Annotated in this window: 17 protein-coding genes and 2 tRNA genes; 7 read left to right on the forward strand and 12 right to left on the reverse strand. The window is 33.9% G+C overall.

Translation table 11 applies throughout. From position 1 onward, the window contains the following. Positions 1-358: 358 nt before the first annotated feature. The 12 genes from hflX to EV142_RS02985 form a co-directional block, all read right to left on the reverse strand. Positions 359-1,600, reverse strand: a complete 1,242-nt coding sequence (gene hflX, locus EV142_RS02930; protein ID WP_132032533.1) for a GTPase HflX — start codon at positions 1,598-1,600, stop codon at positions 359-361. A gap of 166 nt (positions 1,601-1,766) precedes the next feature. Then, positions 1,767-2,633: a hypothetical protein gene (locus EV142_RS02935; RefSeq protein ID WP_132032535.1), complete on the reverse strand. Its 867-nt coding sequence runs from the start codon at positions 2,631-2,633 to the stop codon at positions 1,767-1,769. Positions 2,634-2,768: 135 nt separating this feature from the next. Beyond that, on the reverse strand, positions 2,769-4,118 hold the full coding sequence (locus EV142_RS02940) for a DUF5689 domain-containing protein (RefSeq protein WP_132032537.1): 1,350 nt from the start codon (positions 4,116-4,118) through the stop codon (positions 2,769-2,771). Between the two features lie 21 nt (positions 4,119-4,139). Beyond that, on the reverse strand, positions 4,140-6,971 hold the full coding sequence (locus tag EV142_RS02945; RefSeq protein WP_132032539.1) for a carboxypeptidase-like regulatory domain-containing protein: 2,832 nt from the start codon (positions 6,969-6,971) through the stop codon (positions 4,140-4,142). A gap of 286 nt (positions 6,972-7,257) precedes the next feature. Beyond that, the gene (locus tag EV142_RS02950) at positions 7,258-8,475 is read right to left on the reverse strand and encodes an MFS transporter (RefSeq protein ID WP_132032541.1); all 1,218 of its coding nucleotides are present in this window, start codon (positions 8,473-8,475) and stop codon (positions 7,258-7,260) included. 386 nt (positions 8,476-8,861) lie between these two features. Beyond that, positions 8,862-9,902: a Gfo/Idh/MocA family oxidoreductase gene (locus EV142_RS02955; RefSeq protein WP_132032543.1), complete on the reverse strand. Its 1,041-nt coding sequence runs from the start codon at positions 9,900-9,902 to the stop codon at positions 8,862-8,864. Between the two features lie 227 nt (positions 9,903-10,129). Then, complete coding sequence (locus EV142_RS02960; RefSeq protein ID WP_132032545.1) at positions 10,130-11,200, reverse strand: NADH:flavin oxidoreductase/NADH oxidase; 1,071 nt, start codon at positions 11,198-11,200, stop codon at positions 10,130-10,132. Between the two features lie 116 nt (positions 11,201-11,316). Beyond that, a complete protein-coding gene (locus tag EV142_RS02965) occupies positions 11,317-13,467 on the reverse strand; it encodes a peptidase domain-containing ABC transporter (RefSeq protein ID WP_132032547.1) in 2,151 nt (716 codons plus the stop codon). Further along, positions 13,468-14,610 (reverse strand): HlyD family secretion protein, encoded by a 1,143-nt coding sequence (locus EV142_RS02970; RefSeq protein WP_132032549.1) that lies wholly within the window; start codon positions 14,608-14,610, stop codon positions 13,468-13,470. A 95-nt stretch (positions 14,611-14,705) separates the two neighbouring features. Continuing rightward, positions 14,706-15,173: a hypothetical protein gene (locus EV142_RS02975; protein ID WP_132032551.1), complete on the reverse strand. Its 468-nt coding sequence runs from the start codon at positions 15,171-15,173 to the stop codon at positions 14,706-14,708. A gap of 92 nt (positions 15,174-15,265) precedes the next feature. After that, a complete protein-coding gene (locus EV142_RS02980; protein ID WP_132032553.1) occupies positions 15,266-15,514 on the reverse strand; it encodes a hypothetical protein in 249 nt (82 codons plus the stop codon). Positions 15,515-15,576: 62 nt separating this feature from the next. Then, the gene (locus EV142_RS02985) at positions 15,577-15,897 is read right to left on the reverse strand and encodes a hypothetical protein (RefSeq protein ID WP_238698646.1); all 321 of its coding nucleotides are present in this window, start codon (positions 15,895-15,897) and stop codon (positions 15,577-15,579) included. A gap of 351 nt (positions 15,898-16,248) precedes the next feature. Here EV142_RS02985 and rseP point away from each other — a divergent pair, with 351 nt between their 5' ends. From rseP to EV142_RS03020, 7 genes are all read left to right on the forward strand, one after another. Then, entirely contained in the window at positions 16,249-17,592 is a 1,344-nt protein-coding gene (gene rseP, locus EV142_RS02990) for an RIP metalloprotease RseP (RefSeq protein WP_132032555.1), read from the forward strand. Positions 17,593-17,675: 83 nt separating this feature from the next. Beyond that, a tRNA-Asn gene (locus tag EV142_RS02995) sits at positions 17,676-17,749 on the forward strand. Between the two features lie 38 nt (positions 17,750-17,787). Further along, positions 17,788-17,861: transfer RNA gene (locus EV142_RS03000), tRNA-Asn, on the forward strand. 116 nt (positions 17,862-17,977) lie between these two features. Then, a complete protein-coding gene (locus tag EV142_RS03005; protein ID WP_132032557.1) occupies positions 17,978-18,835 on the forward strand; it encodes an AraC family transcriptional regulator in 858 nt (285 codons plus the stop codon). Between the two features lie 82 nt (positions 18,836-18,917). After that, positions 18,918-19,535, forward strand: a complete 618-nt coding sequence (locus EV142_RS03010) for a class I SAM-dependent methyltransferase (protein ID WP_132032559.1) — start codon at positions 18,918-18,920, stop codon at positions 19,533-19,535. Between the two features lie 209 nt (positions 19,536-19,744). After that, positions 19,745-20,134, forward strand: a complete 390-nt coding sequence (locus tag EV142_RS03015) for a helix-turn-helix domain-containing protein (RefSeq protein ID WP_132032561.1) — start codon at positions 19,745-19,747, stop codon at positions 20,132-20,134. Between the two features lie 605 nt (positions 20,135-20,739). After that, on the forward strand, positions 20,740-22,983 hold the full coding sequence (locus tag EV142_RS03020; protein ID WP_132032563.1) for an AAA family ATPase: 2,244 nt from the start codon (positions 20,740-20,742) through the stop codon (positions 22,981-22,983). Positions 22,984-23,262 lie beyond the last annotated feature (279 nt).

The raw sequence follows: 23,262 nt of genomic DNA on the forward strand, positions 1-23,262 counted from the left end.
ATTGTGTTTTTACCACAGAGACCGCCAAGTTTAAAAACCTAAAGAAAAACTTTACGAGATTAAATATAAAAAGCTTAACGAACTTTGCAGTTAAGGTTTTGCCATAGATTTAAAACTGTGCAGTAAAGTTTCCCGCAGATTTGGCTGATTAAGCAGATTTTCTTTTTTAATGTTTTTTTTTTAAAATAGATCCGCAAAATCTGCGAAACAAAAAATATTCGCAAAATGAAAAAATTCATATTTCTCGCAAAAACGCAAAGTTCGCAAAGCTTTATCTGAATTTAGCTTTGCGAACTTTGTGTTTTATAAACTTCCGGCAAAATAAAAATCTTTGCGTTCTTTACGGTAAAAATTTTATTTATTCCTGATCTTGTTCTTCTTCTTTCTCAATTGCATCCTTATAATCCGGATACAAAAATTTATTGTAGGGAAATCTTGTGATATGAATCTGGCGGACTGCCTCATAAACGGTTTCTCTAAATTCTTCGAAATTTTCTTTTTGGGTTGCCGAAATAAATAACGCTTTATCCTGACCAACATTACTCATCCAGGTTTGTTTCCATTCCTCAAGCGTATAATGTCTCCTGGTCTTTTCTGTAATCAAATCATCTTCATCGATCGTCAAATGTTTGTAAGCATCAATTTTATTAAAAACCATAATAGTTGGTTTGTTATTACTTTTGATGTCTAACAGGGTCTGATTTACCGATTCGATATGATCCTCGAAATCCGCATGTGAAATATCCACCACATGCAACAACAGATCCGCTTCACGAACCTCATCTAATGTACTTTTAAAGGAATCTACCAATTGTGTTGGTAATTTTCTAATAAAACCTACCGTATCCGAAAGCAAAAATGGTAAGTTTTTAATCACCACTTTACGAACGGTTGTATCCAGCGTTGCGAACAATTTATTCTCAACAAAAACATCACTTTTACCAACAGCATTCATCAAAGTCGATTTTCCAACATTGGTATAACCCACCAGGGCAACACGCACCATCGCTCCGCGATTGCTACGCTGAACTCCCATTTGCTTATCGATTGTTTTGATCTTGTCTTTTAATAACGAAATCCTGTCACGTACAATACGTCTGTCCGTTTCAATCTCCGTTTCACCGGGACCACGCATACCAATACCACCTTTCTGGCGTTCAAGGTGTGTCCATAAACCGGAAAGTCTTGGCAGCAAATAGATACACTGCGCCAATTCTACCTGCGTTCTTGCATAAGAAGATTCAGCTCTTTGCGCAAAAATATCCAGAATCAAATTGGTTCTGTCCAGAATTTTACAATCAATAATTTTTGATATATTTTTCTGTTGTGATGGTGATAATTCATCATCAAAAATTAAAGTTGATATCTCGTGTTCTTTTACAAAAAGATTAATTTCCTCTATCTTACCTGTCCCAACAAAAGTCTTCGGATTCGGGCGCTCCATTTTTTGCGAAAAACGTTTGATCACTTCACCTCCTGCGGTAAAAGTCAAAAACTCTAATTCGTCTAAATATTCGTTTAGTTTTTCCTCACTTTGATTTTGAGTTACAATACCAACAATGGCGGTTCTCTCAAAATTTATAACTTCTTTTTCTAACATAGCTTTGAATAAGGTGCAAATTTAATGATTTGTAAGCTACTACCCTTATAGAATTTTATTTTTAAGTTCTATTTGGGAAATTATGCTCTTTCATTTAAAAAAAACAAGTCCTTTAAAAATTAAAATCTTAATTTCTAAAGGACTTAAAAAATAAAGTATATCGTCTTTATTCGTAAATAAAAGTCTTTTCTGTTTTTACAATACCATTTTCTTCAAGCTGAGAACAAGATATTGGATAATTCAATTTATTGTATTTGTATTTTCTGCTTACCGCTACTAAAGCTGTAGACGAAGGACTAAAATTCATTTCATTGTTATAAGAAATAGTCTCAAAAGTAAATTCATCTTCGTGATAGGAAATCATTGGTACAATTATTTTGTAATTATCTCCAAAAAGATTCTGAACAATTAATGATTCTACCGATTTTTTATCATCATAAGTATAGGTTTTAGAGATTTTATCTCCAACTAAACCTTTGTGTTTTGCGACATTATCATTCACATAAACATACTCTATTTTACCAATGATCTGCTTGTTTCTATCGCGGGAAGTACGTCTTACGATAATACCATTTTCAACAATGTATTCAATATCATCAAGAATATTCTGGTGATTGGTACTTTTTTTAGTGATTGCTTTTATTCTCGCTCCTTCGTAAGTAAAAGTTACCGTTTTGGTAATGTAATCATTACCTTCATGATATTTGTTTACGAATTTTATAATGTTGTTGTCTGCGTCATAAGTGTAATTGATCACCTCTTTCCAGTCGCTTCCAATTTTTTCTTTTACGGTCATATCCAATAATCCGTTTTTGTTGTAAAAGAATTTCTGAATTACATCAGAAGTTGTAATCGTTTGTATTTTTCCTTCACTAAAAACGACTGTTTTATTTACAATTTCACCGTCCTTGTAGTTCTGGTAATTTGTTTTTACAATGTTGATTTGTTTTAATCTTACAGGTGGAGCATCCTGGCTATGTACTAAACATGGAAACACCATCATTAGGATGGCAATTAAGTAGATTTTCTTCATGGTATTTGTATCAATTTGGGATGACCAAAATACAAAATTCCATTAAATTTAACAGTTATAAGTTTAAAAACTATACATTTTTAAATAATCTTCTAAAAACCAATACTTTAATTTAATTTTTAAAAAAAGTTGTGGCTATTTTTCCCCATAAATCTTAACATCATCAATCATAAAGGCGCCATTTAAGGTTTTGTCTTTTCCGGAACCTCTGTATTTGAAGGCAATATTAATCTTTCCGGAATAAGAGGCTAAGTCTATAGCTCCTGAGCTTATAAACTGACGGGGAGGCGTGGATTGTGTTGCTGTTTTTGCGGATAATTTTGTCCAATTGGCTTTGGTTAGATTTGAGCCGTCAAAATTGGAGGAGACATAAATTTCTACTGCATTTAATGGAGAATCCACTTTTAAATCATGTTGCGCACTTCTAAAAGATAAGATTGCATTTTTATACGAATCCAAATCGATTTTAGGAGAAACAAGCCAGGCGATGTTTTCGGCAGCGGTTGTGCTTGTGGTATTAAATTCGGCATAGCCATTTCCTCCATACACAATGCTTTTCCATAATTTTGAGGCTTTTTCAACGATATTGCCCCATCCCGGAAGATTAAAATTTACGTTGTTTTTTACCGATTGGAAATCTTCCGAAAAGAAAGGCGCACTCCTTTTCCCTTCCATTACAACATCGCTTTCAAATCTCGCCACTAATTGATAATCGGATCCGAATTTTGTGATCACTCCACGCACTTTTCCGCTTCCGTCCGGCACAAGACCGGCAGCAAAATTCGCAAAACTACTGGTCCTGAAAATAATCTGATTCCCTGTCTTATCAGTCAGGTTCCAATTGGTTGCGCCGCCAATAGTATTGGATTCCTCAAAATAATGACGCCCGATTGCAGCTTCCGTAAATTGTACGTCTTTAAGCTCTACCAATGTGTTGAGCTTGTTTTCATTTAATGCTTCCGCTATCGAAAGAGACTGAACCAATTGATTTTCATCAACCACAACACAGGAAGCATTCAGCACACTTTTATAATCATTTTGTGAAACTCTGCCTATTGTTGGCTCACCTGAATTACTCGCATACAAACTGCCAATCCTTAAAGCGCCATAACTTAAATCTGTATATTGATTTTTAAGTCTGATATAAACTTTATTGCCTACACCAAAATCTATGTAGCTATTGGCCGCATCTACAGCGACACTAAATCCTGCGGCAGGATTTTGCTCATTCGCTAGGGCCTGAAAAGAAATAGTCCTGAAAAAATTACCCCCTTCATCTGACGATACTACATATCCTTCAATTACATCATCATAATTATATTGCTTCGGAACTATACCTGAAACACTTTTTACTTTTTCTACCGTTTGGTTTACGGGCAGATCAAGCTGCTCGCATCCTAATTTAGGAATTTCAATTTCAGTACTGCAAGCACAAAACAGGCATAATTGTATGGCTAGAAAAGAGCTTAAATATATATTTCTCATAATATAATCTGTTTTTAAGTTTTATAAAGTGATACTAATGTTTACGAAATAAGTTCTTCCGTATCCATAAAAATATTTGGGACCAAACGATGGGGTTTTACTCGAAACATCCTGATTAAGTGCTCTAAAATTGGCGTTTCTTGCCTGTTCAAACCCACCGGTTTTATAGGAAGAATCAAAAACATTATTAACACTCGCAAAAAAACCAACATATTTTCCGAAAACCCGCCAGGACTTTCCGCCTGTAATATTTAGTAAAGAAACCGGACTGAATTTTTCCTGCCTTAGTAGTTCAGAAGCCCGTTGTTCTGTGGCTTCGGGAAATGCTAAACCACTTTTTGAATTGACATAGAAACGATTGGTCCTTGCGATTGGGGAAACATCTATATAACTATCGGTTAAGTAATTAATATTCGCAGCAAGCCACCAAAATTTAGGATCCCTGTATTCCAAACCTAATGAATAGGCTTGTTGCGGCATACCCGGCTGTTTGTAATTTTTAAGGTAGGATTCTCCAAAATCAAAAGTGGCCTGTGTATTTGCTTTTGCAGCATTGGCATCATTGGTGATCGAAACATTCGGGTTACTGCTATAGGTATAATTGCCGTATGCAGCAGATAAAGTTATTTTTAATGTTGCTGAAGCCTGATATTCAAAACTAAGTTCAGCTCCGCTGTTTTTCTTGTCTAAATTGCTTAAAGTCTGACTTACAAAAGCATCCGTATTATTATAACCGGCTCCTTTGTCAAAAATTCCTTCGGCATAAAAAAAAGATGTTTTGGTCGTGTTTTTTATCAGGCTATAATAAACGGTTGTCCTGATTTTAAGTTTGGGCGAACGGTACACATAATTTCCTTCTATACTGCTTATGTTTTCATTTTCAATTCCGTTCACAATCGAGTTATTGAGCCGCGAATTTGAAAAAGTATTGCGAAGGGAGGGTGCTTTTGTCAGATACATTCCATTAAAAAAAAGTCCTTGTTTTCCTGAAATTTTATAGGTAAATCCGCCTTTGAAACCAAAATTCTCAAAACTTACTTTCTGACTTCTGCCAAGGGAAGTGGTTCGATAAATTCCGTTTTGATACAGTCCTTCTCTTTGATAATCCGACACAGAATAAGATTGTGCCAGATAAAACTCTGTTTTTTTATAATTGAATTTAAATTGTGTAAACGCATCAACAGTCGTTGCCAGAAGATTATAATTGTACCCATACTGATCTCCCACTTTTACCTGTCGATTTGGATTTCGCAAATCAGATTGTGCCTGATTGCCGATGTAGAACGCATCAATATCCATAAAATATTCCCCTCCCAATAAATCTAAAAGATACTGAAACTGGTGTGATTTTAAATTCCGGAAAGTAATTCCGCCGTCAAAAGCACTGTTTTCTGTAAGCTGTATGTTTACGTTTGAGTTTGCGGCAAATGTTTTGTCGTCTGTCCGGTCTTCGTACAAAACATAATGACTTTGCACTGGCCCATACCCTGTAATAATTCCGTCAGCATTTGTTATGGGTTTCTGATTGGCACGATAGATTTCTTCCCAGTTAATCTGAGGATTCTTCAAAAACAATTCCTTACTTTTTTCGGCATTTTTATAATCCGGAGTAAAATCACCGGAGAACTCTCCTCTATCAGAAGCATACATGGAGCTGTAATAACTTGGTAATTTGCGATAATAAACAGGATCCGGACTTGGTGTATTCTGGTAATCAATATTGCTGTTTCCTGTTTTACCAAACTGGTACAGTATGGCCGAATTCAGGTTTGTTTTTTCATTAATTTTAAAATAATGGTTCAGCATTAAAAGCGGTTCTTCGATGTTTTTTACTCTGGCATTTCGTTTTTTCCCGTTTTGCCAACCCCAATAGGAATTGTATCTTCCGTCTGTCAATGCAGTAACTTCAGTTGTATTGGCGGAGTTTTTTCCACGCGAATTTGGCGTGTAAAATCCTGTAAAATTAATCGCGTTCCTTCTGTTTAAGTTTTTTTCGATACTTAGAAAAAAAGATTCCCCATCGAAATTGGTTCCTTCAAAATAACCTTCATTTCCAATACGTTTCCCTGCTGAAACGACATACGCCCAGCCTGCAGAATTCATACCTGAAGCGTAAGTTCCTGTAGCCCGCCAGTTATAAGTGGTATTACTTCCCGACAACGAAATACGTTCTCCTTTTCTGTACAAGGAAGCCCGCGTATAAATTTGCTGTGTTCCTAAAATGCCTCCAAAAGTATAAAGGGAAGAAGCCGCACCAATAGAAAATTCCTGATTTCGAAGTACATCATTTAATCCTCCCCAATTGGTCCATTGCGGCCTTCCGTCGTAAATTTTATTCATGGGCATCCCATTCAGCATCATGGTACCGTTTTCGCTGTCCAGACCGCGAACCTTAAACCGGGCTTGTCCCCAATTAAAAGCGGAGGCCTGAAAAAATGCATCTTTCGCAGATTGCAGAAGACCAGAAGTCATTTCGCTGGAACTGTTATCATCCGACAAATCACTATCCAGCAGGGTAATCAAAGTTCCCTGTACCTCATCTGTAAAATTATCTTCCAATTGTAAGGTTCCTAAAGTAAGGTTGGCATAGATATTAATTTTCAGCAGCAGATCTTTGTATCCCTGACTGTGCAGTAAAAGCAATTGCTCTCCTTTAAGGGAAGAATACAAAACGAATTTTCCATTTGCTGTAGTAAGTTGTGTGACAGAAGAGTTTTGAATGCTTACGACAACATTCTCTAAGGGACTTTGTGTTTTTGCATCAATCACAATTCCTGAAATGGCAATTTCCTTTTGTGCAAAAGCAAGTCCAAAAGGCAGCAAAATAAAAAACAATACATACTTTTTTCTCATGGAGATCACCAATTAACTTTGATAAATTGTTTAGGATTAGAATATTTTAAAAACAAAACATTTAATCATTACATCAAAGGATACAATTGGTCTTTGGAAAAAAGGTATTATAATGGAAGAACTATCGTTCACGCTTCAAAGATAGTATTATTAATTAAAATAATACTTTTCTTACTATTTTATTTTAAAAGCAAATAGAAGATTCTAAATTCATACAGATTTATATTAAATTGATTTCATTATCAGATAGTACATTGCGCTGTAAAATCTTCGAAAAAGATACTTACTAAGTAGTTCTGATTTTAGAAACCATAAACGCAATCAGAACACCAAAGATTCCGATAAAAGCAAAGGAGAACTGAAGTCCGAAGTTTTGGGCAATGTGTCCGATTACTGGTGGTCCCATTAAAAATCCCAAAAAACTAACACTGGAAACTATCGTTAAAGCTTCTCCGGGTGGAACTGTCGGATTTTTTCCTGCCATACTGTACACTGTTGGAACAATTGTCGCAACTCCCAGTCCAACCAGCATAAAAGCAATCGTACAAGGTATAATATAAGGAAGAAAAACTGCGGTAAAAAGTCCGGCAGAAATCATCACACCGCTGATTTGCATGACGCGTTCACGGCCAAATTTATTGATCATTCCGTCTCCTAAAAATCGACCGCTTGCCATCATAATCATGAATGAAGTGTATCCTAAAACCACTAATGGTCCCGGTGCTTCCACAACGTCTTTAAAGTAGACGCCACTCCAGTCAAACATAACTCCTTCGCTGGCCATACTGCAAAAACCAATTACACCAAGCCAGATTAGTGCGCTGTCCGGTTTCACAAATAGTTTTTTCTTTTCTCCGGTTTTTGCTTTAATTTTTTCTTTGGCTCTCACCAGAAATTTAAAATTAAAAGCGACCATAAGCAGTACTACTACACCAACAATTAAAAAATGATGCAACGGGCTTAAGTTTAAGGTTAACATTCCCAAACCTACCAAAGCTCCTGTAAATCCGGCAAAGCTCCACATGCCGTGAAAGGACGACATGATTGTTTTTTTGAAAAGGACTTCGGTATAAACGCCTTGCGTGTTAACGGCAATGTTGGCTAAATTTCCAAACAGTCCAAACAAAAATAATCCTAATGATAATTGTAGAACTGTAGTTGCCAAACCTAAATTGGCAAGACATAAAACATACATGATCAGAGAGAAAATCAAAATACGGTGGCTTCCGAATCTGGTCACCATTTTTCCTGAAAAAGGCATGATTACCAACTGACCTACGGGCAATGCAAAAAGTATAGATCCCAAATCTCCTTCGGTCAGGTGGAGTGCGGTTTTAATATCCGGAATACGGCTTGCCCAGGTTGCAAAACTTAAACCCATTCCAAAATAAAACATTCCGACAGCAAAACGAATTCGGTTTAAATAAGAAGCCTTTGCTTCTCTGTAGACTTTCTTAATTTTCCCTTTGGCCTGAAAGAATGATAATGGATTGAAATTGATCAAAATAATGCATTTAATGTTTGTGTGGCAAAAGTACTAAAAAGCTACTTTACAGACTACCAAACCCTTTCGGTTCCCTAATTTATAACGTTATTGTTTATAAATTGTACGCTTAATGAAGCAGAAAAGGTATTGGGGCGCGGGTTTTACGGGTTAGGCGGGTTTTTACTGGTTTTATTTTTTGCCTTTCCGATAACTATCGAAATCACATAATTAAATGAATTTAAAATCTGTGTCAATCCGCGTAATCTGCAAAATCTGCGGGAAAACTTTTAATTGTAATATTCAAAGTTTTTTACCAATCCAAAGTGATCAGGATCACGCATAAAAAGGATTGAAAAAATCTGCGTTAATCCGCGTAATCTGCAAAATCTGCGGGAAAAAAACAGCTAAAGAACAATAACCTTTTGCTGCGCAGCACTCGCAATAGCAGCTTCGATAATCTGCATTACTTTTACACCGTCTTGTGCCGTAACCGGTTCTGTTTTATCATTTGCAATTGATTCGTAAACACCATCAAAAAATGAAAAATAATTCCCCTGAAGTGTTGGTACTTTTTCACGCACTTCCTTTCCGTTAATTTCGGTATGCAAAAGGCCCTGCAAACTTTCCGATTCTGTTCCCCAGAATGCTGAATCTGGTTTTTTACCGAGTTTTAAATCGTCTTCCTGAACATCCCCGCGAGGTTTCAGGAAAGATCCTTTTTTTCCGTGAATAGTATAGGCGGGATTCGCTTCCCTGACAAAGAAACTTGCTTTTAAACGAACTCTGAATTCACTATAAATCAATACCAAATCGATCCAGTCGTCTACTAAAGAATTTTCCCGGGTCACTCTGATATCACCAAAAACAGCTTTCGGTGAACCAAACAAAGCAAGAGCCTGATCGATTAAATGGGGTCCCAAATCCTTCAGAATTCCGGCGCCATCGTTAACGGTTTCTTTATGTGATTTCGGGCTCAGCAACGGATTGTATCTGTCAAAATGAAATTCAGCTTCGACCAAATCTCCTAAAACTCCATCATTGATTATTTTTTGAACGGTTTTGAAATCACTGTCCCAGCGTCGGTTCTGAAAAACGGCCAACTTCAGTCCTTTGTCTTTTGCAATTTTTGCCAGTTCTTGGGCTTCCGCTACAGTGGTTGTAAATGCTTTTTCGACAACGGCATGTTTTCCGGCCAATAGTACTTTTTTTGCATATTCGTAATGGGTCCCAACCGGTGTGTTTACGATGACCAAATCGACATCGTCTGCCAGTAAATCATCAATGGAAGAGTAGCTTTTTACGGTGGGATAATCTTCCTGAATGAGTTTTTTGCTTCTTTCCCAGGAACCTAATAATTCAAATCCCGGATGAAGGTTTAAAAACGGGGCATGAAAAACTTTCCCCGACATTCCGTATGATAATAGTGCTGTTTTTATTTTTTGCATTTTCGTTTCGTTTTTTTGTCACGGATTATTGTGATTGAAAATTTCTTTTGCCATAGATTTTGTGATTAAAAAAAGATTTTTTTTTGCCACTAATTTCACAAATTTCCGCGAATTAATTTAGCTTTTTTACACGCACTGATTTGTGAAAATTCGTGAATCCCGATAGCTATCGGGAGTGGCCAACTTTTTTCAATCCTTTTAATCAAAATAATCTGTAGCAAAAAAAATTAAATCTTAGCGCGTTCGTATTGTTTGGGCCACTGAATATCGTCGTTTAGTTCTTTGGCGAAATCCAAAGGCAGATTTGGGTTTCTTAAAGATTCTCTCGCGAATAAAATTAAATCGGCCTGACCGTTATTTAGAATTTCTTCGGCTTGTTGGGCTTCGGTAATTAGACCTACGGCCCCTGTCAGAATAGTTGCTTCTTTTTTGATTTTTTCAGCAAAAGAAACCTGATAGCCGGGACCAATCTGAATTTTTTGGTGCGATACTAATCCTCCGGAAGAAACATCGATAAGATCTACTCCTTTATCTTTTAATATTTTCGAAAGCTTTACAGATTCTTCGGGATTCCATCCTCCTTCTGCCCAGTCTGTTGCTGAAATTCGAACGAATAACGGCAAATCTGAGGGCCATTCCGACTGAACGGCTTCGACAATTTCTAACGTAAAACGGATTCTGTTTTCAAAACTTCCTCCGTATTCGTCGGTTCTGACATTCGTTAAAGGCGATAAAAACTGGTGTAGTAAATAACCGTGTGCCCCATGAATTTCCACAACCTTATACCCCGCTTCAACAGCCCTTTTGGTCGCTGCTTTGAAATCTGAAACTACTTTTCGGATTCCGTTTTGGTCTAAAGCTTCCGGAAGAAACGGTTCACCATCGTGATACGGAATCGCACTCGCAGAAACGGTCTGCCATCCGCCCTGAGCAAAATCTAATTTTTTATTGCCTTCCCACGGAGCCGAAACACTGGCTTTTCGTCCGGCATGCGCCAACTGAATTCCGGGAATGGAGTTTTGAGAAACGATAAATTCGTTGATCTGTTTTAATTTTTGAATGTGCTCATCTTTCCAGATTCCTAAGTCTGAAGGAGAAATTCTGGCTTCGGGAGAAACGGATGTCGCTTCCTGAATAATCAAACCTGCTCCACCGCTAGCGCGGCTTCCCAAGTGAACCAAATGCCAGTCGTTTGCAAATCCGTCAACTGCGGAATACTGGCACATAGGCGAAATAACGATTCTGTTTTTTAAGGTAATTTTTTTTATTGTAAGTGGAGATAATAATAATGAAGCCATATTTTGTAACTTTTAATAGTTCTACGCTACCTATTGGGTATGATAGCGTTTAAAAAAGTAAAGTTAAGGTATCTGCCTAAAAGGAGAAATCTAAATGTTTATTAATTAACAAACATTTAAAGCAAATGTTGTTTATTCCATAAATTATAATATTCCCTTTTTTGTTCTAATAAATCGATATGATTTCCGGATTCAACAATGCTTCCATTTTTCATTACCAATATTGTATCTGCATTAGCAATTGTACTTAATCGATGAGCAATAACGATTACTGTTTTTCCTTGCGATTTAAACTTTTCAATAACTTCATTTACCATATTTTCTGAATTGGTATCTAATGATGATGTGGCTTCATCCATTAATAAAATTTCAGGATTTTTGTATAATGCCCTCGCAATTGCAATTCTCTGTTTCTGTCCTCCGGATAACAATGCTCCATTTTCACCAACTTGTGTTTCAAAACCTTTTGGTAGTTTTTCAACAAATTCAGTAATACCCAGTTGTTTTGATAAATCTAAAATGCTTTGAATATTTGGAAACGAATCTCCCAAAGCAATGTTTTCTATAATATTTCCTGAAAACAAATTAAGCTGCTGTGGAACAACACCCATAACCTTCCTTAAACTCTTGTAATGTATAAATTGAGTATCATAATTTCCTATGTAAATTTTACCTTCTTTTATGGGGTATAAATTTTGCAGTAATGAAATCAAAGTTGTTTTTCCGCTGCCACTTTCTCCAACAATAGCTGTTGTTTCATTTCTCCTGAATATGGCATTAAAATTTTTAAAAACCTCAACTCTTGACCCATATCGAAAAGAAACATTTTCGAATTTTATATCGCCTATTTTTTCCCTTTTAATTTCAATTTTGTTCTCAGTTTCTTCGCGTTCCAAATCCATTATTTCAAACAGTCTGTCAGCTGCAATTAATGCATTTTGTGCTGTTTTGTTCATTTCTATTAGTGAAGCAACTGGAGATGTAAAATAACCTATCAAAGCATAAAAGGAAAATAATTCGCCGGGAGTAATATTTCGATCGATTACATATCCCGATCCGATCCATATTAATACAACAGTAAATACAGAAGCCAGAATTTGAGTCGATGTATTAGCAAAAAGACCATTTAATCCGGATTTATAAGTAGTAAACAATAATTTTACAAATTTATTCTCCGTTCTCAGATTTGAAAATTCTTCAATCCCAAACTCTTTTACAGTCCTGACATGTGTAATACTTTCAACTAACTGAGTTTGAAGTTCAGCTGCATTCTCCATAATACTTCGTTCTACTTTCTTGTTGAATTTGTTCAGAATAAAATAAATTGTGCTGTAAAATGGAATCACCAGCAAAATAACCAAAGCTAATTTCCAATAATAAGTAAACATTAAAGTGAATGAAAAAACAACAATAAAAATATTTACAATCATTTCGATGGCTACCTCATTTATAAACGAACGAATTTTTACTGCATCATTTATTCTGGATATTATTTCGCCTATTTGCATCGTATCGAAAAAACGCTGGGGCAGATGCAGCAAGTGCTTATAGTAACCAAGAATTAATTTCGCATCAATTAATTGCCCCGTTTTCATTACAAAAATGCTTTTTTTAGAGCCGATGTATACCTGAAGCAAAATAATGACAATCATAGAAATACTCAACAAATTGAGTAGATTTCTATTGCCGTCTACCAGAACATAATCCGTTATTTTTTGAATATAAACAGACATCGCCAATCCTAGTACGGTATATACAACTGCACCAACTAAAGCCTGAATTAAAATCGTTTTATGTGGCTGAATTAAATTCCAAAAACGTTTTATGGGTGAAGTTTTTTCATTCAATATTTTAAAATCTTCATTAGGTGCAAAAAGAATTAATACTCCCGACCATATTTTTTGAAAATCTTCGAAAGTATAAATTTCCATTTTACCAAAACCCGGATCCATAACCGTTAGTTTAGATTTATCAACTTTATAAATTACAATATAATGATGCAACTGTTCTTTTGTAACGATATGGGCTATTGTGGGAAGCGGAATTTTGTCTAAAGAATCAATACCGCCTTTTACTGCTTTGGCAGTAAATCCCATTTTTTCGGCAGCTTCAATAATTCCCAAAACATTCGTACCTCTCTTATCTGTATTGGCATATTGGCGAATTCTCGCTAGAGGAAGATTAACTTTAAAATGGTTTCCAATAGATGCCAAACAAGCAGCACCACAATCTTTAATATCATGTTGTTTTATTTTAATTGAAGCCATTTATTTTTTACTTGATATTTGTTTTGGATTGAGCCAATTATCTATTTTGTCAAATAATAAATCGAACAAGCTTCTGCGGGTTATTATATATCTTGTTGTTAGTGTCATTCCTTTTGAAACACTGGCTTTATAACCGGATTTTAAGTGTAGTGTAGTTGAACTCATGGCACATCGGACTTTAAAAAAAGCCTGTTCTCCCTGAATCGTTATATTCTGATCAATATCAATTACTTTTCCTTCTAAAAACCCCCATTGATTATAGTTAAAAGCATCAAACTGAAGTTTTACTTTTTGGTTTTTCTTAATTAAACCAATATCATTTGGAGAAATACTACATTCGGCAATAAGATGTTCTGTAGGTGAAATTGTTGCAATAGATTGTGAAGCACTTACAAAAGAACCTTTTTGAATACCTGAATAATTTTCGATTGTACCTGAAATAGGAGCCAAAACTACATAATTGCTTGACTCTACATTTATTTTGGCAACAGTTCCGGTAAGGTTTTTAAGCCGTTCTTCTAAATCCCTTTTCTGATTCTCCCAAGTTAACTTTTGCTGACTTACAAAACTTTGCAGTGCTTGTTTAGCTATACGTAATTCATAATCGTTTTTCTCAAAATCTGCTTTTGCAATAATATCTTTATCGTATAAAATCTTATTTCGATCATAATTTATTTGCGCTTGTGAGATTTTGCTTTGCAATTCATTGGTTTCAGACTGAAATCTCAACAATTCTTCTCTTCCTGCAGACGTCTGTAAATCAATTGTTCTATTTTTTAAAATGTTCGAAATATCCTTTAGTATTGCTAAAACAGCATCCGATAAGGTGTCCTGGGTTTTTTTATCATTTTCCAGATTTTCTTTAGCAATTTTTAAAATCGTATCTCCTTTTTTTACCAAACCATTATTTTTTAAATGAATCCAATTAACCTTGCCGCTTACTATTGTAAAAACGGGAACATTATCTATTTTACTTCGAATTATACCACGACTCTGGCTGCTTATATCAATTTTAATAATGGGCAGTAATCCCAGAAAAATTATAATTCCTGCAATAACAACAACGTAAATTGAGAAACTCTTTGTTTTGTTTTTTGAAATAAGGTTTTCCAGTGTATTTATTGGATCTGAACTGAAGTTCATAAAATAAGTATTAGCTTTAAAAGCAAAAAGTTTATGGTAAGCAGTCTTTCTTGCATTTACCAGATCTATTATAAAAATTCAATAATAGGGAAACATTATTTTTTTTCTGAGTACCTGAATTTATCGAAGTTTTTAGGCAATTCATTTGTAATGGTTAATTTGTTCGAAGTAAGATTGGCTTTAATTTTTATAACTCTTGTTTTTTCATCAATTTCAACTTCGTCTATACTCCGCATATTAACCAAATCTAAATGCTGTACTTTGAATTGATATATACCGTTTTTTAGATCAATTATCACATACTCGCTTGCTCTTAGCTGACCTAATGGTTTATCATCAATCCAGATATTTAATCTGGCAGTATTATCTATTTTATGTGAAATATCAGCACCATTATAGATGAGTATTTTTCCATTTCCCAATTTATCTAATTCAACCTTCTCAAAACCGCCTTTAATAAAAGTATAGTCAGAAGGAATAGATTTTAATCCGCAAGAACAGACTAAAAGCAGTGTTGAAAAAAGTGCTGTTCTTCTTATGGTTTTTAAAATATTGTTTCGCATTATGATTGTATTAATGTTTGTTTTTAGTAAAGAGTATCCTCAATTATTGTGAATTTAAAGAGCCTTGAAAACTCAAGGCTCTTTATTTTAATTTAAAAAATTCCTCCTGTAGTAAGTAAATCGCCTCTAAAATAACCAGTAGAGTTACCAGGAGGATTAGAAACACCTCCCCCAGGCCCATTAACTTTTTTACTATTGTTATTAGAAAATAAACCGACTCCTATTATTAATGCTCCAAGTGCAATAAAAGTAAAAAGAGCCCCACCACGTACTTCCTGAACTTCCTGAAAATCCAGTTCAACTAAATTTAAATCTTCTAAATTCATTACTGCTAATTCCATAATTTTAAATTTTAAACGGTTATTAAAAATTTAACAAAATCATTTTCTCGAGAATTTATTTGTCAGAGCAAACTTATAATAGTTCCGTCTAATAAAATTGGACGGAAACTAAAACCTCCAAAAATTTCTTTGGCTTCGTCGTCTATAATTGCTTTAAATGAATAACTTAATTCCAGATCGAAAGGAGTTTCATAATAAAAAGTTTCCCTTTTTTTACAATATTTTATTGGTGCCTCTAAAGTTTTCATTATATCAATCGTATTATATAACTGGCTACGGCTTAAATACATTTTTTTTGCAAATACACAGGGGGTACCCGTTTTTTCAGCAAAAATTAATTGGTGCATTTTTTTTAAACGCTCTATTTGTTTGATAATATCCATAACTCATGTTAGATAAATTAATGAAATACAATATTCTCGTTTACATTCAATAGTAAAAAAGTTTTTAAACAGATGGAAAATTAATTATAACAGAAATATAAAAAGGCCCGGATTAGTCTTAAAAATACCAGAATAAGACACTTTTAAGAAAGAAAAAGCAGTTTCTCACTAAAAGGCCCATTAAAAAGAGGAAGGGTTCCTAAAAAAACAAGAAAATAAATCCAAATAGGTTTTAAAAAAACTTAGATACATTTATTAACAAACATTTAAAACCTTATGTATTATCTTGCACTATCAAATTAAAATAGAAACGTTACTTTTGTGCGTTAAATTACGAACTAAAAATACAAAATGGATATAGTTATCAAACTCTCTCAATTTCTATTGAGTTTATCTTTACTTATTATTCTTCACGAATTAGGACATTTTATTCCTGCTAAATTATTTAAAACAAGAGTCGAAAAATTTTACTTATTTTTTGATGTTAAATATTCTCTTCTTAAAAAGAAAATCGGCGAAACAGAATACGGAATCGGATGGTTACCGCTTGGAGGTTATGTAAAAATCTCCGGAATGATTGACGAAAGCATGGACAAAGAACAAATGGCCCTGCCTCCGCAACCTTGGGAATTTCGTTCTAAACCGGCCTGGCAGCGTTTGATTATTATGCTGGGAGGTGTTACGGTAAATTTTATCCTGGCATTTATTATCTATATCGGAATGGCATTTGCTTATGGCGATACTTATGTAGCGAACAGTGATCTGAAAGACGGTATTCTGGTTGAAAATCCGGTGATGCTTAAAGCGGGTTTTAAAACGGGAGATAAACTTGTTGCTATAGACGGTAAACAAGTGGTTAATTTTGACAGTGATTTAAACATGAACATCATCATGGGTAAACACATATTGATTGAAAGAGACGGAAAACAGCAAACGCTTACTATGCCAACTGATTTTGTAGATCAGTTATCGAAATACGAAAAAGGTCTTTTGGTATCAATTCGTACACCTTTTGCGATAAAAGATGTTCCTGCTGAATCTGCCAATAAGGATCTGAAATCAAAAGATTTAATTGTCAGCATCAACGGTCAACAGGCAAAATACTACGATCAGGCAGTAGCTATTTTAGCAAACAACAAAGGAAAAACAATTCCGGGGGTTGTTTTACGTGATTTAAAGCAAACTCCTGTTACCCTAAAAGTAGATAAGAACGGAAAATTGGGTGTTGTTGCAGGTGGCGTTGATTTATCTTCTTTAGAAAAATTAGGCTACTATAAAATAAGCACTAAAGAATATAGTTTCTTCGAATCTATTCCGGTTGGACTTGAAAAAGGGAAAGACCAGTTGGTAGGTTACGGAAAACAGCTTAAAATGATTTTTAATCCGGAAACCAAAGCGTACAAACAAGTAGGTGGTTTTGCAGCGATTTTTAACATTTTTCCGAGTTCATGGAGCTGGAAAGTGTTCTGGTCGATCACGGCTTTATTGTCAATTATGCTTGGTGTTATGAATTTATTGCCAATTCCTGCCCTTGACGGAGGTCATGTGATGTTTTTATTATACGAAATAATCAGCGGCAGAAAACCGAGCGATAAATTCTTAGAGAACGCCCAAATGGTTGGTTTCGTTTTACTTATAGCACTGCTTTTGTTTGCTAACGGAAATGATATCTACAAGGCAATTGTAGGCAGATAAAAATAATTGAGAAAAAGTGCTAAAATATTTTTGCGAAATTAAAAAATCAACTATATTTGCACTCGCTAAAAAGAGCAACAACTTCCTCCTTAGCTCAGTTGGTTAGAGCATCTGACTGTTAATCAGAGGGTCCTTGGTTCGAGCCCAAGAGGGGGAGCAACTTTTTTTAGCAAACATATTTACCTTTAAGGTGATTCCTTCTTAGCTCAGTTGGTTAGAGCATCTGACTGTTAATCAGAGGGTCCTTGGTTCGAGCCCAAGAGAGGGAGCTTTTAAAAAGACTTTACATCACTGTAAAGTCTTTTTTTTGTTTTTATGACTATCCTTAAATGAGCACTTCCCGATTTTCCTCCCGTTTTGTACATTTGTACAACATCAAAAACAAATGGAAAAAATCCCCGTTCGGCGTATCGATGCAACTTCTGGCAAATCTGATTCTTTTCAGCATTTCAGCATCCGTAGTATTTCCGATTTACTTTCGGGAAAAGATATGGTGCAGCCCTTACACCGACATGATTTCTTTCATATCCTGGTTTTAGAAAAGGGAAAAAGCCTTCATTCGATTGACTTTAAAAAGTATGAAGTAAAAGACAACAGCGTGTTTTTGATCCGTCCCGGACAGGCGCATAGTTTGGAACTAAAGGCGGACTGCTCCGGATACATGATTCAGCTGAATACCGATTTCTATTCATCTGATGACAAAAACAACAGCTCTTTTTTACGCAAGGCAGCTTATCAGAATCACTATGCTCTTGAGGAGAATAAATTCAAAAAAGTACTTCCTGTGTTAGTTTCTATTTTTGAGGAATATAAAAACCAGCAGGAGAATTATACTGAAATCATCAAAGCCAATCTTAACATTCTTTTCGTTGAACTGATTCGGGAGCAAAACAAAAATCATCAAGACAAAACCAATTCGTATGCGCAGGAGCGTCTGGAAGAATTTCTCGAACTTTTGGAAACTCATATTCTCACGCACAAACAAGCCTCCTCTTATGCCGAAATGCTGCATCTGACTTCTTATCAGTTAAATGCCATTACCAAAACCTTAGTAAACAAAACGGCCTCTGAACTAATCACCGAAGCCATCCTTTTGGAATCGAAAAGATATCTCCTGGCCACAACCCATCAGGTCAATCAGATTGCGGGGTATATGGGTTATGATGATGTCTCTTATTTTATTCGTTTCTTTAAGAAACATACCGGATTTTCTCCGGAGACCTTTCGGCAAAACTTCAGATAAGTTATAGCAAACTGCATTTTTGTCCTATCTGTTAAAACCGTTTTGAAAGTACTTTTGAAGTATCAATTTTAACCGAAATAAGATGAGTCAGAAATGGGACGAAAGATACAAAGGCACCGAGTTTGCCTACGGAACAGCACCGAATGCTTTTTTTAAAGAATGGCTTCCGAAATTTAAACCCGGAGCGATCTTAATGCCGGCCGATGGCGAAGGCCGTAACGGCGTGTTTGCCGCGCAGCTGAACTGGAAGGTCACTTCGTTTGATTTAAGCACTGAAGGGCAAATGAAAGCCCTGCAACTGGCCAGTGAAAACAACGTGAACTTACATTATGTGGTTGGTAATCTCGAAGCGCTCGAATTCGAAAAAGAATCGTTTGATGCGATCGGATTGATTTATGCTCATTTTTCGGCAGAAACAAAATCAGCGCTCCACAAAAAACTAAACGAATACCTGAAACCGGGCGGTCTTATTATTTTTGAAGCGTTCAGCAAAAACCATATCGCTTTTAAAAAAGAGAATCCAAAAGTGGGCGGACCTGATTCTATTGCTGATTTGTTTTCTACCGCCGAAATAGCCTCGGATTTTTCGAATTATGAAATCGTACTTTTAGAGGAAGAAGAAATTAGGCTGAATGAAGGAAAATTTCACGTCGGCACCGGGGCTGTTATTCGGTTTGTGGGAAAAAAGATGAATTCCTAAATTTGAAATGACCCGTAACTGCTGCCTTGTCCAAATGATAAAAAAAAACTTGTAAATCTATCGCTTTTGTTTTGTGTAAGAAAAATTATACTTTTGTTTCACGTCCTACAAGGAAGCAGTAGCCCGAATCGAATAATTATAAGCTACTAATGTAAACTTGTATCGTACAGAACCGATTATTTCTCAACATTTTTAAATATCTTTGAACTATGAGCACAGCAACAAAACCAAATCATATAGGGCGAAAAATCAGCCGTATTCGTGAACTTCGTGATATGAAGCAGGAAGCATTGGCACAGGCTTTAGGCACCAACCAACAAGCGATTTCGATTATTGAAAACAGCGAAACAATTGATGAAGAAAAACTGATAGAAGTTGCTAAAGCACTTGGTGTAACAGCAGAAGCCATTAAAAATTTCTCTGAGGAAGCCGTTTTAAACATTATTGGAAATACCCTACACGATGGTAGCTTTATTAATGGAAACGCATTCAGTTGTAATTTCAACCCACTTGATAAAGTTATTGAACTTTACGAGCGTTTGGTTCAGGCTGAAAAAGATAAGGTTGAATATTTAGAAAAATTGTTGAAGGAGAAGTAATTCTTTTTAAAACATAGCATTTATATAAAAGAGAGGTCTCGTCTGAGATCTCTCTTTTTTTGTTTTAGTGTGTCTGTTTACATCTCAAAGTTTTTGGAACAAAAAAGGAATTAAAAATATTTTGTTTCAAAAAGTGAAACAAAATTAAAATTTTAAAAAAATGTTACCGTTTTTGAAACAAATTTTAATAAAAATAAATTTGTTACAGTTTCTTTTTTAAAATGAAATGGCAATCAAATTTCAATTTTAATTCGATTAATAAAGTTATAGAGCTTTATGAGCGTTTTGTTTTGGGTGAAAAAAAAAGTAGTTCTTTTTCAAACATATCAATTATATAAAAAATTCTCTTGTGACCTCTTTTTTTATTGAATCTTAAACTCACTAATCTTTTGCAGTAATTTATTTAATCGTTTATGTAAAACCGTAAAAAAACTGCCAATCAATTATCTAATTTTAAGTTTGTAATGGCAAATTGAGTATTTATACGTATATGAGATGTCATTTTAAAATAGTTTATTTACTAATCTTCTCTTTTTTAAATAAGAATCGTAAAATAAAAATGTGTTTAAAAAACAAACTTTTTATTTATTTATAATTACAAAATTATGGCCAAAAATATCACATTTGAATTGTCTACCGTAAATTTAGGACCACATGAAGCTCTAAATACTAAAATCCAAATTAGCTCATTGGAAATGGGAATTTATGCAAATAACGGTACCGGTAAAACTTTTCTGAGCAGAGCTTTTAGATTAATTAGTAAAGAAGAATTAGAAACCACTGATTCAAATAAATTACTAACAATTGGGAAAAATGATGGATCATTTAAGTTAAAAATAACTAATACTGCTGAACCAAGTGTTGTACGAGAATTAGAGTTTTCAATAAATCGAGAAAAAATCCCAAACATTTCAAAAAACACGACCGGATACATTTTTCGTGTATTCAATGACGATTACATTAGAGAAAATTTAGAAGGATTGAAATATAAACCAAGTGGAGAAATAGAAGGTTATATACTTGGTAAAGAAAAAATCGATTTAACTAAAGAGAAAGATGAGCTTGAAAAAATTAAAAAAGAGCTTGAAATAAAAGGAAAAGAATTAAATGGAAAAGTTTCAAAAGCAATAAAAGATTTAGATGACTTATCAATCAGAAAAAATACTGGTGATTATCAAAACATAAATTTTAATAATTTATTCAATCCTTCCTTTAATGTTACAGAAACTGAAAAGTTTAGCGATTTAATAACTAAACATAATCAATTAAAATCACTACCTGACAATTTACAAGATTTGAGAAATTCAAGTTATTTAAAAAAAACCACAACTACTTATGATATAATTGTCTTTTTAGATCAGGTATTTACTAAGAGTACTATAGCTGATGATTTCAAAACAAAAATTAAAAATAAACAAGAATTCATTGAAACGGGTATTAAAATTCTCGACAGAAGCGCAAATGATTGTCCCTTTTGCGAACAAAATCTAGAAGAAGATGCACTAAAATTAATTGACCAATATTTGGAATATCTTTCTGAAACAGAAGCTTTACAAATAAAAAAAGCTAATGATTTATCGATACAATTGCACGCTGAAAAAAAAGAATATGAGGAAATTTTAAAATCTTTCAAAAATATTGAAATTGAATATTTAAAAAATCAAAAATACATTCCATCGTTAAGCAATATAAATTTAAAAGAACTAAAAGAATTAAAAATCTTAGATTCTGACTATACAATAATTAATAATGAAATTGAAAAAAAGAAACTAGATATTTCAATTTCTCTTTCAAACGAAAACACAAAAAAGGCTATTGAAAATATTCAACTATGGATTCAAAATCAAAATGAAATAATTCAAGAAAATTCTCTGATAATAAAAAGTTTTAATGACAAAAAAAATAATATCAGTTCTGAAAAACTTGACTTAAATAAACGATTGTGTAGAGCCAGATTTAATGAGTTAAAAAAAACTGAAGCTGAAAAAATAACGGATATAAACAATTGCAAATCAAAAATTAAAACCTTAGAAGAAGATATTTTAAAAAAGGAACAGAATGAAAAAATTTCAAAAAAGCAAAAGGTTGTAGAAACCTTTACTGAGTTACTGACTAAATTTTTTGGTTCAAAATATTCTTTTGACGATAAAACGTTCTGTTTAAAGTTCAAAAATCACTTATTAGAATCTAATGCTAGCGATGTTTTGAGTAACGGTGAAAAAAGTATTGTAGCCTTTTGTTTTTATATTGCCGAAACACATAAATTTATTAATAAAGAAGAAGATTATAATAAATTGTTCTTTATTATAGATGATCCGATATCTAGTCAAGATTTTCACTTTGTTTATGCAACCTCGCAAATTATAAGAACATTAAACAAACTGTTTAATATTCAAAGACTAAGATTAATTATTCTTACACATAATTTAGAATTCATGTCTATTATAATTAGAAACAAAATTATAGACCAAAAATTTATTTTAATAAATAATAAACTTGAAACGCTAGGAAATGAATTAATAATGCCATATAAAGAACATCTTAGAGATATTTATGAAATATCTCAAGGAACAAAAAATCCATCACATACTACTCCAAACTCGTTAAGACATATATTAGAAACAATAAATCGATTTATTGCTCCTGATATTGAGCTTAATGCATTTTGTGAAAGAATAGATGATTTTGCAGAAAATGAATTTTTATATTCTTTAATGCATGATGGATCTCATGGTGTAATAAGACTTCAAAAACCCTATACCGATCAAATGATTAAAGGAGGTTGTGATGTAGTTGCCAACTATGTTCTTAAAGACTTTGCAGGTCAAATTAAAATAATAACTAATTAAAATATGGATGTTTCTTTTTTCTTTTAAACATCTACTTATATGCTTATTTTTAATTTCTATGACAAAATTGAACAAAAAACTAATTTGTAACACTTTCTTTTTCAAATGAAGCGAAAACAAATTAAATTTCAAAATATTATTTTACAACAACAAATTACATTCTGTTTTTAAGAGTATATTGTCTTTTACTATTATCAACTTCCCGACTTCAGGAAAGTGATTGATTTAAATATTTGCTCGCATTTGAGCAATCATCTAATACATCATTAATTCACTAAA

This window comes from Flavobacterium circumlabens, from assembly GCF_004345565.1.
Classification (GTDB): Bacteria; Bacteroidota; Bacteroidia; order Flavobacteriales; family Flavobacteriaceae; genus Flavobacterium; species Flavobacterium circumlabens.

Excerpts from the sequence above, each read along its gene's own strand:
- EV142_RS02980 (WP_132032553.1), bottom strand. The coding sequence starts at position 15,514 with ATGGAATTAGCAGTAATGAATTTAGAAGATTTAAATTTAGTTGAACTG.
- EV142_RS03020 (WP_132032563.1), top strand. The coding sequence starts at position 20,740 with ATGGCCAAAAATATCACATTTGAATTGTCTACCGTAAATTTAGGACCA.
- EV142_RS02940 (WP_132032537.1), bottom strand. The coding sequence starts at position 4,118 with ATGAGAAATATATATTTAAGCTCTTTTCTAGCCATACAATTATGCCTG.
- EV142_RS02985 (WP_238698646.1), bottom strand. The coding sequence starts at position 15,897 with ATGGATATTATCAAACAAATAGAGCGTTTAAAAAAAATGCACCAATTA.
- hflX (WP_132032533.1), bottom strand. The coding sequence starts at position 1,600 with ATGTTAGAAAAAGAAGTTATAAATTTTGAGAGAACCGCCATTGTTGGT.
- EV142_RS02945 (WP_132032539.1), bottom strand. The coding sequence starts at position 6,971 with ATGAGAAAAAAGTATGTATTGTTTTTTATTTTGCTGCCTTTTGGACTT.
- EV142_RS02955 (WP_132032543.1), bottom strand. The coding sequence starts at position 9,902 with ATGCAAAAAATAAAAACAGCACTATTATCATACGGAATGTCGGGGAAA.
- EV142_RS02960 (WP_132032545.1), bottom strand. The coding sequence starts at position 11,200 with ATGGCTTCATTATTATTATCTCCACTTACAATAAAAAAAATTACCTTA.
- EV142_RS03005 (WP_132032557.1), top strand. The coding sequence starts at position 17,978 with ATGGAAAAAATCCCCGTTCGGCGTATCGATGCAACTTCTGGCAAATCT.
- EV142_RS02965 (WP_132032547.1), bottom strand. The coding sequence starts at position 13,467 with ATGGCTTCAATTAAAATAAAACAACATGATATTAAAGATTGTGGTGCT.
- EV142_RS02975 (WP_132032551.1), bottom strand. The coding sequence starts at position 15,173 with ATGCGAAACAATATTTTAAAAACCATAAGAAGAACAGCACTTTTTTCA.
- EV142_RS02970 (WP_132032549.1), bottom strand. The coding sequence starts at position 14,610 with ATGAACTTCAGTTCAGATCCAATAAATACACTGGAAAACCTTATTTCA.
- EV142_RS02935 (WP_132032535.1), bottom strand. The coding sequence starts at position 2,633 with ATGAAGAAAATCTACTTAATTGCCATCCTAATGATGGTGTTTCCATGT.
- EV142_RS03010 (WP_132032559.1), top strand. The coding sequence starts at position 18,918 with ATGAGTCAGAAATGGGACGAAAGATACAAAGGCACCGAGTTTGCCTAC.
- EV142_RS03015 (WP_132032561.1), top strand. The coding sequence starts at position 19,745 with ATGAGCACAGCAACAAAACCAAATCATATAGGGCGAAAAATCAGCCGT.
- rseP (WP_132032555.1), top strand. The coding sequence starts at position 16,249 with ATGGATATAGTTATCAAACTCTCTCAATTTCTATTGAGTTTATCTTTA.